9 protein-coding genes are annotated in these 13,339 nt (G+C 74.9%); 5 read left to right on the top strand and 4 right to left on the bottom strand.

Annotation, left to right across the window (positions count from 1 at the left end; genetic code table 11):
- Positions 1-35: 35 nt before the first annotated feature.
- Complete coding sequence (locus Sfr03f_RS04760) at positions 36-1,070, top strand: M4 family metallopeptidase (RefSeq protein WP_108952423.1); 1,035 nt, start codon at positions 36-38, stop codon at positions 1,068-1,070.
- A 715-nt stretch (positions 1,071-1,785) separates the two neighbouring features.
- The gene (locus Sfr03f_RS04755; protein WP_108952422.1) at positions 1,786-2,670 is read left to right on the top strand and encodes a phosphotransferase enzyme family protein; all 885 of its coding nucleotides are present in this window, start codon (positions 1,786-1,788) and stop codon (positions 2,668-2,670) included.
- Between the two features lie 40 nt (positions 2,671-2,710).
- On the opposite strand, the gene Sfr03f_RS04750 is transcribed toward Sfr03f_RS04755, so the two are convergent.
- The 3 genes from Sfr03f_RS04750 to Sfr03f_RS04740 form a co-directional block, all read right to left on the bottom strand.
- Entirely contained in the window at positions 2,711-3,355 is a 645-nt protein-coding gene (locus Sfr03f_RS04750; RefSeq protein WP_245967395.1) for a hypothetical protein, read from the bottom strand.
- Positions 3,352-4,062, bottom strand: coding sequence for a 3'-5' exonuclease (locus Sfr03f_RS04745; RefSeq protein ID WP_108952421.1), 711 nt, complete (start codon positions 4,060-4,062; stop codon positions 3,352-3,354). Before Sfr03f_RS04745 ends, Sfr03f_RS04750 begins: the two co-directional genes overlap by 4 nt.
- 135 nt (positions 4,063-4,197) lie before the next feature.
- On the bottom strand, positions 4,198-5,433 hold the full coding sequence (locus tag Sfr03f_RS04740) for a DUF5919 domain-containing protein (RefSeq protein ID WP_108952420.1): 1,236 nt from the start codon (positions 5,431-5,433) through the stop codon (positions 4,198-4,200).
- Positions 5,434-5,865: 432 nt separating this feature from the next.
- On the opposite strand from Sfr03f_RS04740, the gene glgX reads away from it, so the two are divergent.
- Both glgX and treY read left to right on the top strand, forming a co-directional pair.
- Entirely contained in the window at positions 5,866-8,001 is a 2,136-nt protein-coding gene (gene glgX / locus Sfr03f_RS04735; protein WP_108952419.1) for a glycogen debranching protein GlgX, read from the top strand.
- 339 nt (positions 8,002-8,340) lie between these two features.
- Positions 8,341-10,689 (top strand): malto-oligosyltrehalose synthase, encoded by a 2,349-nt coding sequence (gene treY / locus Sfr03f_RS04730; RefSeq protein WP_108952418.1) that lies wholly within the window; start codon positions 8,341-8,343, stop codon positions 10,687-10,689.
- Between the two features lie 153 nt (positions 10,690-10,842).
- Here the strand turns inward: treY and Sfr03f_RS04725 are convergent, their stop codons facing one another.
- Entirely contained in the window at positions 10,843-11,325 is a 483-nt protein-coding gene (locus Sfr03f_RS04725) for an SSI family serine proteinase inhibitor (RefSeq protein WP_108952417.1), read from the bottom strand.
- A 182-nt stretch (positions 11,326-11,507) separates the two neighbouring features.
- On the opposite strand from Sfr03f_RS04725, the gene treZ reads away from it, so the two are divergent.
- Complete coding sequence (gene treZ / locus Sfr03f_RS04720) at positions 11,508-13,253, top strand: malto-oligosyltrehalose trehalohydrolase (RefSeq protein ID WP_108952416.1); 1,746 nt, start codon at positions 11,508-11,510, stop codon at positions 13,251-13,253.
- Positions 13,254-13,339 lie beyond the last annotated feature (86 nt).

The following is a 13,339-nucleotide window of genomic DNA, read 5'->3' as shown; positions in this document are numbered from 1 at the left end:
CCGTTCCCTACCCACGGACACCGGAGGATCCACACATGATCCGTCACACTCCTCGCCGAGCCACCGCTGCGGCCGTCGCCGTGGCGGCGCTGGCCGGTCTGGCCACCGCCGGACCCGCCGTCGCGGCGCAGGACGCCCCGGCCGGGCGTGTCTTCATGGTCAACCCGGTCCAGTCCTCGGGCGACCAGACCCTGGTGGACGCCAAGGATGCCGCGTCCGCCGTCCCCGACTCCGCATACGCCCTGGCGACGCTGCGCAACCTCGACGGCAGCGGCGCGCTCTCCGGCCGGTGGGTGACCGTCCGGTCCGAGACCGGCAAGGCCGCGGAGGTCGCGCGGGCGGCCGGCTACGACCGGCACGACGACGAGTTCGAGCAGGTGATGGCGTACTTCTGGATCAACGAGGCCCAGGAGTACCTGCAGGGCCTCGGCTTCGGCAGCGAACTGCCGGGTGTCAACGACCGGGTCCAGCCGGTCCGGCTGAACCAGTGGGGCGCGGACAACTCCTATTTCACCGACAAGAAGGCGGAGATACGGCTGGGCAAGGGCGGGGTGGACGACGCCGAGGACGCGGAGGTGATCGTCCACGAGTACGGGCACGCGGTGCACCACGCACAGGTGCCGGGGTACGGCACCTCCGTGGAGGCCGGCGCGATCGGCGAGGCGTTCGGCGACTACCTCGCGGTGACCGTCGGGGACCACGCGGTGCGGCGGTACGGGTGGACCCGCGACGCCGACCTGGCCTGCGTCGCGGACTGGGACTCGGTCCCCTACACGGGGACCCCGCACTGCCTGCGGAGAGTCGACGGGTCCAAGACCTACGCGGACCGGGTGGGCCAGGTCCACGCGGACGGCCAGATCTGGTCGCGCGCCCTGTTCGACATCCGCGGAGCGCTCGGCGCGCGGACGGCCGACCGGATCATCGTGAACGCCCAGTTCGACTTCGCCCCGGACACCGGATTCGGCGACGCGGCGCGGGCGACCGTCGCCACGGCGGAGGAGATGTACGGCGCGAAGGCGGCCGACGCCGTCCGCGCGGCCTTCCGGGCACGCGGAATCCCGGGCATCTGACGCCCGCCCCCGCGCGGCGGCCCCCGCCACGACCACGGCCGGCCCCCCGCGCGGCGGCCGGTGTCCCGGCCAAGGCCACCACCTGACGGCCGTCGTCCCGGCCAGGGCCGCCGCCTGGCGGCCACCGCCCGGGCCCGGGGCCGCCGCGCGCGCAGGACCGTCGCCCCGTCGGGGCGCCACCGGACGCTAGCCAGCGTCCCAGCCAGGGCCCCCGCCCGGCGGCCCCCGCCACGACCACGGCCGGCCCCCGCGCAGCGGCCGGCGTCCCAGCCAAGGCCACCACCTGGCGGCCAGCGTCCCGGCCCGGGACCGCAGCGCGGACAAGACCGCCACCCCTCGGGGCGCCACCGGACGCTAACCAGCGGCCCGGCCAGGGCCCCCGCGCGGCGGCCCCCGCCACGGCCACGGCCGGCCCCCGCGCAGCGGCCGGCGTCTCAGCCAAGGCCACCACCTGGCGGCCAGCGTCCCGGCCAGGGCCGCCGCGTGGCGGCCACCGCCCGGGCCCAGGCCCGCCGCGCGCGCAGGACCGTCGCCCCGTCGGGGCGCCACCGAACGCGTGGTCGCCCGCGGTCGACGGGCCCCGGTGCGGAGCCGCCCGGGCACGGGTGGCCGGGCCCACCGGCGGCCGGCGGCGGCCCGGGAGGACTCGCCGGACGTCTCACGCCGGGGTGGTGGGAGACTGGGGCCGCACAGTCCGCACGTCAGAAGGACCCTCATGGACGAGGCATCGGCCCGCGCCGTCCTGGCCACCGCCGCCGCCGCGCAGGCGCTCCCGGAACTCCGCGGCGTCGACGCCGGAGCGGCGCCGCTGCTGTCGCTGGGCGACAACGCCGTGTTCGCCGTCGGCGACCTCGTCGCCAAGATCGCCCGCACCCCGGAGCTGCTGGACCGCGCCCGCCACGAGGTGGCCGTCGCGCGCTGGCTGGAGGAGCAGGGGGTCCCCGCGGTGCGCGCCGCCGCCGGGGAGCCCGAGCTGGTCGACGGTCACCCGCTGACCCTGTGGCGTCGCCTCCCCGACCCGGTCCGCCCGGCCGAGGCCCGCGACCTGGCCGAACTGCTGCGGGTGGTGCACGCGCTGCCCGCCCCGCCCGTCCCGCTCCCCCGCCGGGAGCTGCTCGGCGGCGTCGAGCGCTGGCTGACGCTGGCGGGCGACGCGATCGACCCCGCGGACGCCGCCTACCTCCGCGCCCGCCGGGACGGCTTCGCCGCCGAGGCGGCCGCCCTCACCCCGCACCTGCCGCCGGGGACGATCCACGGCGACGCACTCCCCCGCAACGTCCTGATCGGCCCCGACGGCCCGGTCCTGATGGACCTGGAGACCTTCTCCCACGACCTGCGTGAGCACGACCTGGTGGTCATGGCCCTCTCCCACGACCGCTACGGCCTGCCCGCCGAGGCGTACGACGCCTTCACCGCGGCGTACGCCTGGGACGTGCGCGAGTGGGAGGGCTGCGCGGTCCTGCGCGGCGCCCGGGAGACCGCGAGCTGCGCCTGGGTCGCCCAGCACGCGCCCACCAACCCGAAGGCCCTCGCCGAGTTCGGGCGCCGGGTGGCGTCGCTGCGCGACGGCGACCCGACGGTCCGGTGGTACCCCTTCTGAGACGCTGCCTCCGCGGGACGCGGCACCCCGGCGGGACCGTTCACGCCTGGCGGGCCCGCTCCCAGGCGGCCTCGAACTCCTGCCGGGTCGCCCGGCGGGCGGCCAGGTCCGGGTCCCACAGGTCCACCGGCGGGTCGAACGACCAGTCCCTGGGCCCGGTGCGCACGCCCGTGCCGTCCGCGGCGACCTCGACCTGCCGCAGCCGTCGCCCGTCGGGGCCGAGCTCGACGAAGAACACGACCGGTTCGCCCTCCTCCTCGTCCCAGACCTCCCGCAGCCACACCCGCCCGCGGCCGGCGAGCGCCCCGAAGCCGGGGCGGGAGCGCTGCTCGTCGCGCTGCCGGCGCAGACTCGTCAGCGGATTGGGGTGCGGGTCGTCCAGGCCCACCTCCGCGAGGTTCCAGCCCCGCGCGCAGCGCGCGGTGTCCGGGTCGTCGACCACCTCGACCTCGGCGACCGCTTCGACGACAGCCCGGGCCGAGGGCGCCCGCACCCACCACCACAGCTGTCCCATGCCGTAGTCGTGACAGACCAGGAACCGGCCCCCGCCCCGCGCTCCGGTGTCCCCCGCGGAGCCCCGCGCCTCGGTGCCGGCCTCCGTGTCCCGCGCTCCGGTGCCCCCCGCCTCGGAGTCCCGCGCCCAGGATGCCTCCACCGCGGCGTCCTCCACCGCGGCGGCCCTCACGCCGCCTCCCGCAGCGGCCACGCCCCGTCGACCACCGCTTCCGCCTCCCCCTTGGAACGCAGGAAGTCCTGCAGGCCGGCCGCCCACTCGGCCCGCCATCCGATCTGCAGCCGGTGCAGTTCGGCCACGCCCAGGCCGGCCACCTTGGCGTGGCGCTCGGCTATCGCGCGGGCCAGCCGGGCCGCGGCCAGGGCGTCGGCGGAGGCGTCGTGGGCGCCGTCCAGCGGGACGCCGTACTCGGCGCAGACCGCCTCCAGGGTCCGCTTGCCCCGGCGGTAGCGGTCGACCTCCCGGTCGACGGTGTACGGGTCGATCACCGGCGCGGGGTCCTGGCCGCCCATCCGCTCGCGCAGCGAGGGCAGGCCGTGGCGGCGCAGCTCGGCGGACAGGAGCGTGAGGTCGAACGCGGCGTTGTAGACGACCACGGGTATGCCGGACTGCCAGTAGCCGGTGAGCACGCCCGCCACCTCGTCGGCCACCCGGTCGGCGGGCAGGCCCGAGGCCGTGACCCGCTCGTTGGTGATGCCGTGGACGGCGACCGCCTCGGCGGGGATCTCCATGCCGGGATCGGCCAGCCATTCCCGGCGCCCGGCGACCTCGCCCTCCCTGACCTCGAGCACGGCGGCGGTGACGATGCGGGCCTCGTGCGGGTCGGTGCCGGTGGTCTCCAGGTCGAAGCCGATCAGCGGTGCGTGGTGCCAGCCCATGGCGGCCCCCTTCTCGTGGTGATGCGTTCCCCCAGGTGTTCCTCACCTTCGCACGCACCACTGACAACGCCGGGGCCGCGTTCCGTCCCGTCCCGCCCCGTTACGGCCGAAATCGGCTCGGCGGATATCGGGACATCAGGACACCGGGCGCGAATCCGCCCAGGCCACCTCGAACTCCTCGCGGTAGGTGGGGAACAGGGCGCCCTCCTCGGCCTCCCCCGATCTGACCACCCGGCCGCCGTTGCGCAGCAGCATCACCGGGGCCTCCATGCCCCGGGTGCGCCGCAGGTACGACTGGACGACTGCGATGCCGTCGGCTCCGTCCCCGTCGACCAGGTAGGCCGTGAAGCGGGGCGTCTCGTCGTAGACCTGGATCTCGAAGGCGCCCGGGTCGCGCAGCCGGGCGCGCACCCGGCGCATGTGGAGGATGTTCATCTCCACCGCGCGGGCCAGCTCGCCCCGCTTGATGCCGAGTTCGCGCTCACGCCGGCGGACGGCGCTGGAGGCGGGGTTGAGGAAGAGCAGCCGCACCCGGGTGCCCGACTCGGCCAGCCGGACCAGCCGCCGGCCGGAGAAGTTCTGCACCAGCAGGTTGAGGCCGATGCCGATGGCGTCCAGCCGGCGCGCGCCGCCGAAGATGTCCTCGGCGGGGAAGTGGCGCAGCATCCGCACCCGGTCGGGGTGGACGGCGACCACGTCGGCGTACCGGTCGCCGACCAGGTCCTCGACGGCGTCGACCGGCAGGCGCCGGGCGGAGGGCACGTCCCCGCCGGCGCCGAGCATGTCCAGCAGCCGGGCGGAGGCCCGCTCGGCCTGGGCGAGGACCGCCGCGGACAGGGCGCGGTTGCGGGTGACCACGTTGCGGGCCACCTCGAGCTCGTCCAGCGCCAGTTCGAGGTCCCGGCGGTCGTCGAAGTAGGGCTCGAAACAGGGCCAGTGCTGGACCGTCAACTCGCGTAGCTGCGGGAGCGTCAGGAAGCTGAGCACGTTGTCGTCCGCCGGGTCGAGCAGGTACCCCTTGCGGCGACTGACCTCGCGGACGGCGACGGCGCGCTGCACCCACTCCTGGCCGGCAGGCCCGGCGGCGGCGACCACCCAGTCCTCGCCGTGCACCGGTTCGTACACCGGGCGCAGCACCGCGGCCACCACCGCGCGCATCCGCTGCTCGACGAGATTCAGCCAGATGTAGGCCCGGCCGGCCCGCTGGGCCCGGGTGCGCACCTCGCTCCATGCCTCGGCGCCCCATTCCAGCTCCGGTCCGATGGCGGCCTCCATCGGCCGGGCGAGCGACACCGCGCCGGGCGGGGCGTCTGCCGAGTTTCCCTCACGACCGTCGTCGCCAGGGGGCAACTCCAGGCCTCCCGAGCCCACCCGCGCACCGCCTTCCGCTCCCCTGGAGCCGTCCTCTTCAATGATCAAGAAAGATTACTCCGGGTTGGCGGGCGGTGCAGCCGGATGCACAGGCTCGTTCCCCAACTACCGCATGCGGCACGCCTGTTCCAGCAGGGCCAGGGAGACGGAGTGAGTCTTTTCATACTGCATCAGCGGTGGTCGGAGGGGTGCCGGACACCCTCGGGACCGGCGTCCCGCCGCAAGGGCCGCTGCCACTTCGCGCGGGCCCTCCTCCGGACTTCCGTGAATCCGCGTCCCCTTTCCGGGTGAGGTTGCGACCAACTCCGTTGACCCGGGGTACCTGATCAGGACCATCGGTGCGTGCTTCGCCGTCTTTCGGGAAGAATCGGCAGGAACCGGAAGAGGCGCAGAGGAGCCGCCGATCCGTACCTACCTGGGAGAGTCGAGTCCATGCAGGTCTGGCCGGGAGAGGCGTATCCACTGGGCGCCACCTACGACGGCGCCGGCACCAACTTCGCGGTCTTCACGGAGACCGCCGAGCGTGTCGAGCTGTGTCTGCTCCACGACGACGGCTCGGAGACGGCGGTGGAGCTCAAGGAGAGCGACGCCTTCGTCCGGCACGCCTACCTGCCGGGGGTGATGCCCGGTCAGCGGTACGGCTTCCGGGTGCACGGCCCGTACGCCCCGGAGCGCGGGCTGCGGACCAACTCGGCCAAGCTGCTGCTGGATCCGTACGCGAAGGCGGTCTCCGGGTCCGTCCGCTGGGGCGAGGAGGTCTACGGCTACCGCTTCGGCGCGCCGGACAGCCGCAACGACATGGACTCGGCGCCGCACACCATGACCTCGGTGGTGGTGAACCCCTACTTCGACTGGGGCGACGACCGGCCCCCGCGCACCCCGTACCACGAGACGGTGATCTACGAGGCCCACGTCAAGGGCCTGACCATGCGGCATCCGGGGCTGCCCGAGGAGCTGCGCGGCACCTACGCGGCGCTGGCCCATCCGGCGATCCTGGAGCACCTGACCGATCTGGGCGTGACGGCGCTGGAGATGATGCCGGTCCACCAGTTCGTGAACGACCACCGCCTGGCCGACCTGGGCCTGAGCAACTACTGGGGCTACAACACCATCGGCTTCTTCGCGCCGCACAACGCCTACGCCTCCTGGGGCGACCGCGGGCAGCAGGTGCTGGAGTTCAAGTCGGCGGTGCGGGCGCTGCACGAGGCGGGCATCGAGGTCATCCTCGACGTGGTCTACAACCACACCGCCGAGGGCAACCACCTGGGCCCCACCCTGTCCTTCCGCGGCCTGGACAACTGCTCCTACTACCGACTGACGGACGACCCGCGGTACTACATGGACACCACGGGCACCGGAAACAGCCTGCTGATGCGCTCCCCGCACGTCCTGCAGATGATCATGGACTCGCTGCGGTACTGGGTCACCGAGATGCACGTGGACGGCTTCCGCTTCGACCTGGCGGCCACGCTGGCCCGCCAGTTCCACGAGGTGGACCGGCTGTCGTCCTTCTTCGACCTGGTGCAGCAGGACCCGGTGGTCTCCCAGGTGAAGCTGATCGCCGAGCCCTGGGACGTCGGCGAGGGCGGCTACCAGGTCGGCAACTTCCCTCCCCTGTGGACGGAGTGGAACGGCAAGTACCGCGACACCGTGCGCGACCTGTGGCGGGGCGAACCGCGCACCCTGGCCGAGTTCGCCTCGCGGCTGACCGGCTCCTCCGACCTGTACCAGGACGACGGCCGCCGCCCGCTCGCCTCGGTCAACTTCGTGACCTGCCACGACGGTTTCACCCTGCGTGACCTGGTCTCCTACAACGACAAGCACAACGAGGCCAACGGCGAGGAGAACCGGGACGGCGAGAGCCACAACCGCTCCTGGAACTGCGGGGCGGAGGGCGAGACCGACGACCCGGGCGTGCGGGAGCTGCGCGGCCGGCAGATCCGCAACTTCATCGCCACCCTGATGCTCTCCCAGGGCGTGCCGATGATCAGCCACGGCGACGAGTTCGCCCGCACCCAGCAGGGCAACAACAACGCCTACTGCCAGGACAACGAACTGGCCTGGGTGGCCTGGCCCTCCGGGGAGGACGACGGGGACCTCGACGAGGAGACGCTGCGGATCCGCGAGTTCACCCGCTCCATGGTGTGGCTGCGGCGCGAGCACCCGGTCTTCCGCCGCCGCCGCTTCTTCCACGGACGCCCCGTCGAGGGCACCCACGACGAGCTCTCCGACATCGCCTGGTTCACCCCGGAGGGCGCCGAGATGACGCCGCAGGACTGGGAGTCGGCGACGGCCGGGGCGCTGACCGTGTTCCTCAACGGCAACGCCATCTCCGAGCCGGGGCCGCGCGGCGAGCGGGTCGCGGACGACTCGTTCCTGCTGCTGTTCAACGCCTCGCCCGAGCCGATGGAGTTCACCCTGCCGGACGACCACGGCCAGCACTGGCAGGTGGTCGTCGACACGGCCCTCGCCGAGGGCGTGCCGGAGGGCGGCGGAGCCAAGCTGCGCGCGGGTGAGCGGCTGACGCTGACGGACCGTTCGCTGACCGTGCTGCAGCGCCCGGCCTGAGCCCTGCGGCGGGCCCTCGGCCGACCGGCCACGGCCCGCACCGGCCACCGCCGCACCGCACCACCAGCACCAGCACCAGCACCAGCACCAGGCACGGCACCACCCGCACCGCATCACCGCCCCGGCCCGTTCCCGCGCCGGGGCGGTCCGGTGCCGTGCGCCCCCGCCACGGAACCGTCCCTTCCCGTCCCGCCGAACTGCCCCGCGCCACCGGACCGGCCCCGCGCCGCCGGACCGGGCCCCGCCCCGTCGGCTGCCACCGACGCCCCGCCGGCCCCTCGCGTCACTCGTCCGGCGGAACGCGGCAACGCCCGCCCCGACTCGGGGTACACCCCTTGCATGGACTCCCGCGCGCCCACCGCCACGTACCGGCTGCAGCTCCAGCCGGGCTTCCCGTTCGCCGCGGCCGAGGCCGCCGCCCCGCACCTCGCCGCCCTAGGCGTCTCGCACCTGCACCTCTCCCCGGTCCTGGAGGCCGTGCCGGGCTCCACGCACGGCTACGACGTCACCGACCCGACCGCGATCCGTGAGGAACTGGGCGGGGAGGACGCCCTGCGTTCCCTGTCCCGCACCGCCCGCTCCCTGGGCCTCGGGCTGGTCGTCGACATCGTGCCGAACCACATGGCGATGGCCCCGCTGTACAACCGCCCGCTGTGGGAGGTGCTACGCAAGGGCCCCGGCTCCCCGTACGCCGCCTGGTTCGACATCGACTGGGAGGCCGGCGGCGGCCGCGTGCTGCTGCCGGTCCTCGGCGCTCCGCTCGGCGCGGAGCTCCCCCACCTGCGCGTGGACGGGGACGTGCTGCGCCACCACGACCAGGCCTTCCCGCTCCGCCCCGGTACCGAGGACCTGCCGCTTCCCGAGCTCCTCGACGCCCAGTGGTACCGCCTCGGCTGGTGGCGGCTGGCCCGCACCGAACTGAACTACCGGCGCTTCTTCACCGTCTCCGAGCTGATCGGCGTGCGGGTGGAGGACCCCGGGGTCTTCGACGCCACCCACGGCAAGATCCTGGAGCTGCTCGACGAGGGCGTGATCGACGGCCTGCGCATCGACCACCCCGACGGCCTGGCCGACCCGGGGGCCTACCTGCGGCGGCTGGAGAAGGCGACCGGCGGCCGCTGGACGGTGGTGGAGAAGATCCTCGCCGAGGACGAACGGCTCCCCGAGTCCTGGCCGGTGGCCGGCACCACCGGCTACGACGCCCTGCGCCGCCTGGACGCGGTCCTCACCGACCCGGACGGCGCCCGCGGCCTGCTGGACCACCACCGCCGGCACACCGCGGCGCCCGACGACCTCGGCGGCGACTGGGAAGCCACCCGGCGCCGCAGCGCCGAGCGGGTGGTCGACCACGAGCTCGCCGCGGAGACGACCCGGCTGACCCGAGCGGCGACCGCCGCCTGCGCCTCCTCCGCCGACCCGGAGCTGCGCGACCGCGCCCCGTGGGCACTGCGCACCGCGCTGCGGGAACTGCTGGTGCGCATGGAGGTCTACCGCCCGTACACGCCGCGGGACGCCGTCACGGTGCTCACCGAGGAGGCCGCCGCAGAGGCCCGCGCGGCGTTCGCGGTGCCCGAGGAGGCCGAGGCGGTCGACGTCGTCCGCGGACTGCTCGTCGGCCGGTACGGGGAGTGGCCGGAACAGGTCGAGCTGTGCACCCGCTTCGCCCAGACCTCGTCGGCGCTGCGCGCCAAGTCGGTGGAGGACAGCGCCTTCTACCGGCACGTCCCCCTCCTGTCGGCCAACGAGGTGGGCGGCTCCCCCGACCGTCCCGCCGTCACCCCCGAGGAGTTCCACGCCTGGTGCGCCCGCGTGCAGCGGGAACGGCCACTGACCGGCACGGTGCTCTCCACCCACGACACCAAGCGCAGCGCCGACGTCCGGGCGGCGATCGCGGTGCTGAGCCAGTGCCCGGACCGCTGGGCCGACATCGTCGGGGAGGCGACCGCCGCGAGCACCGCGAGCGGCGGCGGCCCCGACCGGCAGCTGGCCTGGGCGGGCTGGCAGACGCTGTTCGGGCTCGGCGAGCCCTCCGAGGAGCGGCTGTCGGGCGCCCTCCTGAAGCACGCCCGCGAAAGCGGCCTGCACACCACCTGGACCGAGCAGGACGCCCGCTACGAGGAGACGGTCACCACCTTCGTCACCACGGCGCTGTGCGGGTCGCCCGGTGAACGGGTCACGGAGCTGCGCCGGTCGCTGGAGCCGCACATCCGGGCCAACGTGCTGGCCGCGACGCTGCTGCACCTGACGATGCCCGGCGTCCCGGACGTCTACCAGGGCGGCGAGGGCGAGTACCGCGCCCTGGTCGACCCCGACAACCGGGACCCCGCCGTCCTCCCCCACCCGGACCCGGGCGTCAAGGGCATGCTCACGGCCGCCGCCCTCACCCTGCGCCGCCGCCGGCCCGAGCTCTTCGGAGCGGACGCCTCGTACCGCCCGCTGGCCGCGGAGGGGGAAGCGGCCGGGCACTGCCTGGCCTTCACGCGCTCCGGCCGGGTGCTGACCGTCGTCACCCGGCTGTCGCTGCGCCTGGCGGAGTCCGGCGGCTGGGGCGGGACCGAACTGCCGCTGCCGCCCGGCCGCTGGAGCGACCTGTGCGCCCCGGGACGGGTCTTCGAGGGACGGGTCCTCCTCGCCGACCTCCTCGGTCCGCTGCCGGTCGCCCTGCTGGAGCGCGCGGAGGACGACTGACGCCGGCCGTCCGGTCCCGCGACCGTCGGCCTCCGCGTCGCGGCCCGCGCACGTCGGCCCGGGCGGGGCGGGCGGGGCACGGCCCGAGAGCCGCGCCCCGTCCGCGCCCCGTCCGCGCCCCGTCCGCGCCGGACGGCCCGGCGGACCGGTCCGTCACTCCGGGCCGGGGACCTCGGCCGGCGCCGTCTCCGCGAGCGTGAAGACCGCACCCGTGCGGGCGGCCATCACGCACTCGTTGGGGAAGGTCTCCGTGTACTGGACCAGCTTGCCGCCCCATTCGCCGCGGGCACGGGCGGTCACCGGCGCGTACCGCATGGGGCAGACGGCGTCGGGCCGCGCCGGGAGCGCCTGGAGGTCACCGCGCACGTCGGCGAGCTCGGCGCAGGCGCGGACCGCCTCGCGGTGGCCCACGGCCTGCGGCGGGTCGCACAACAGCAGCGTCCCGCGGGCCGTGGCCGGCGCCCCGGAACGGGCGTCCGCGGCGGTCACCGACACGTAGACCCAGTTGCCCTGGTAGGGCTCGGGGGCCGCCTGCGCGGGGGCCGTGGGCGTCGTCAGCAGCAGCGCGGCCGTGGTCAGCAGGGCGCCGCGCACCGGAAGGCCCCGGAGGGCCGGGGCGTAGGGGATCAGTCTCATAGCCCATGCATCGGCATGCGCGGGGGTCTGCCACACCCGAAGTCACCTGAAGGGAGTAGGGCGTGAGGCGGCGCACGGGAGGGAAAGGTCTGATCCGGAGCGCGATGATCCCTCGGTGACGCAGGATGGACCCGCTGCAACCAGGGAATCTGGCCAATCGCTGGAACGAAGGGGAGCCGTTCGTGGAGTTCGAGGTGTGGGCGCCGCAGGCAGGCCGGGTGACGCTCCATTGCGACGGGAGCGAGCACGCGATGGAACCCGACGCGCTGCGCCGGGGGTGGTGGACGGCGCAGGCCGAGGCCGGGGACGGGTCGCGGTACGGGTTCGCGGTGGACGACGGGCCGGTGCTGCCGGACCCGCGCTCGCGGCGGCAGCCGGACGGCCCGGACGGGCTGAGCGCCGTCGTCGACCACGGGCGCCACCGGTGGCGGGTGGACTGGCCGGGGCGGCCGCTGCCGGGCGCGGTCCTCTACGAGCTGCACGTCGGCACGTTCACGCCCGAGGGCACCCTGGACGCGGCCGCGGCGCGGCTGGAGCACCTGGCGGATCTGGGCGTCACCCACGTGGAGCTGATGCCGCTCTGCCCGTTCCCCGGCCGGCACGGCTGGGGCTACGAGGGCGTCTCCCTCTGGGCGGTGCACGAGCCGTACGGGGGTCCTCAGGCCCTCCAGCGGTTCGTGGACCGGGCGCACGAGCTGGGCCTGGGCGTCGTGCTCGACGTGGTCCACAACCACCTCGGTCCGTCGGGCAACCACCTGCCCGCGTTCGGCCCGTACTTCACCGACACGCACCACACGCCGTGGGGCGCCGCGGTGAACCTGGACGCCGCCGGTTCGGACGAGGTCCGCGAGTTCCTGGTGGACAGCGCCCTGTCCTGGCTGCGGGACTACCGGCTGGACGGGCTGCGGCTGGACGCGGTGCACGCGCTGTGCGACACCCGGGCGTACCACTTCCTGGAGGAGCTCTCCACGGCGGTGGACCGGCTGGCGGTGGGGCTGGGCCGTCCGCTGTTCCTGATCGCCGAGTCCGACCTGAACGACCCGCGCCTGGTCGCCCCCCGCGAGACGGGCGGCCTGGGGCTGCACGCCCAGTGGAACGACGACTTCCACCACGCGGTGCACACCGCGCTGACCGGCGAGTCGCAGGGCTACTACGAGGATTTCGCCCGGGACCCGTTCGCCGCGCTGGCCAAGACGCTGACCGCCGGGTTCTTCCACGACGGCACGTACTCCGGCTTCCGCGGGCGGCAGCACGGGCGGCCGCTGGACCGCAGCCGGTTCGCGGCGCACCGGCTGCTGGGGTACTCCCAGACCCACGACCAGATCGGCAACCGGGCGCAGGGCGACCGGCTCTCGGCGACGCTGCCGCCGGGGCTGCTGGCCTGCGCGGCGACCCTCACGCTCACCTCGCCGTATACCCCCATGCTCTTCATGGGCGAGGAGTGGGGCGCCTCCACGCCCTGGCAGTTCTTCACCGACCACACCGACCCGGAGCTCGCGGAGGCGGTCCGGCGGGGCCGGCGGCGGGAGTTCGCCGCGCACGGGTGGGCCGAGGAGGACGTTCCCGACCCGCAGGACCCGGCGACGCGGGACCGGTCGTGCCTGGACTGGACCGAGCCGTCGAAGGAGCCGCACGCGCGGCTGCTGGCGTGGTACCGGATGCTGATCGCGTTGCGGCACGAGCAGGGGGACCTCACGGATCCCGACCTCGCGGACGTGCGGGTCGCCTACGACGCGGAGGCCCGGTGGTTCGCCTTCCGTCGCGGGGACCTGCGCGTGGTCCTCAACCTGGGCGACGCCGCCGCGGAGGTCCCGCTCGGCACCCGGCCGGTCGAGGTCCTCGCCTCCTGGACCCCCCTCGAGGCTCCCGCCCCGGACGGCCGCCTCCACCTCCCCCCGCACTCCTGCGCCGTCCTCCGCCAGTCCTGACCTCGCCCGCCCTCCCCCGGCGAGGCGCGTGCGGGACCGGGGCGGCCGGAGGGCGGGCGCCCGCGGGCGGCGGGCAGAGGGCCTCC

It is taken from the genome of Streptomyces fragilis, assembly GCF_003112515.1.
GTDB lineage: Bacteria > Actinomycetota > Actinomycetes > Streptomycetales > Streptomycetaceae > Streptomyces > Streptomyces fragilis.
This window is presented reverse-complemented; position numbering and strand designations above follow the sequence as displayed.

Coding starts and splice junctions, on each gene's coding strand:
- Sfr03f_RS04760 (WP_108952423.1), top strand. CDS start 36: ATGATCCGTCACACTCCTCGCCGAGCCACCGCTGCGGCCGTCGCCGTG.
- glgX (WP_108952419.1), top strand. CDS start 5,866: ATGCAGGTCTGGCCGGGAGAGGCGTATCCACTGGGCGCCACCTACGAC.
- Sfr03f_RS04755 (WP_108952422.1), top strand. CDS start 1,786: ATGGACGAGGCATCGGCCCGCGCCGTCCTGGCCACCGCCGCCGCCGCG.
- treY (WP_108952418.1), top strand. CDS start 8,341: ATGGACTCCCGCGCGCCCACCGCCACGTACCGGCTGCAGCTCCAGCCG.
- Sfr03f_RS04745 (WP_108952421.1), bottom strand. CDS start 4,062: ATGGGCTGGCACCACGCACCGCTGATCGGCTTCGACCTGGAGACCACC.
- Sfr03f_RS04725 (WP_108952417.1), bottom strand. CDS start 11,325: ATGAGACTGATCCCCTACGCCCCGGCCCTCCGGGGCCTTCCGGTGCGC.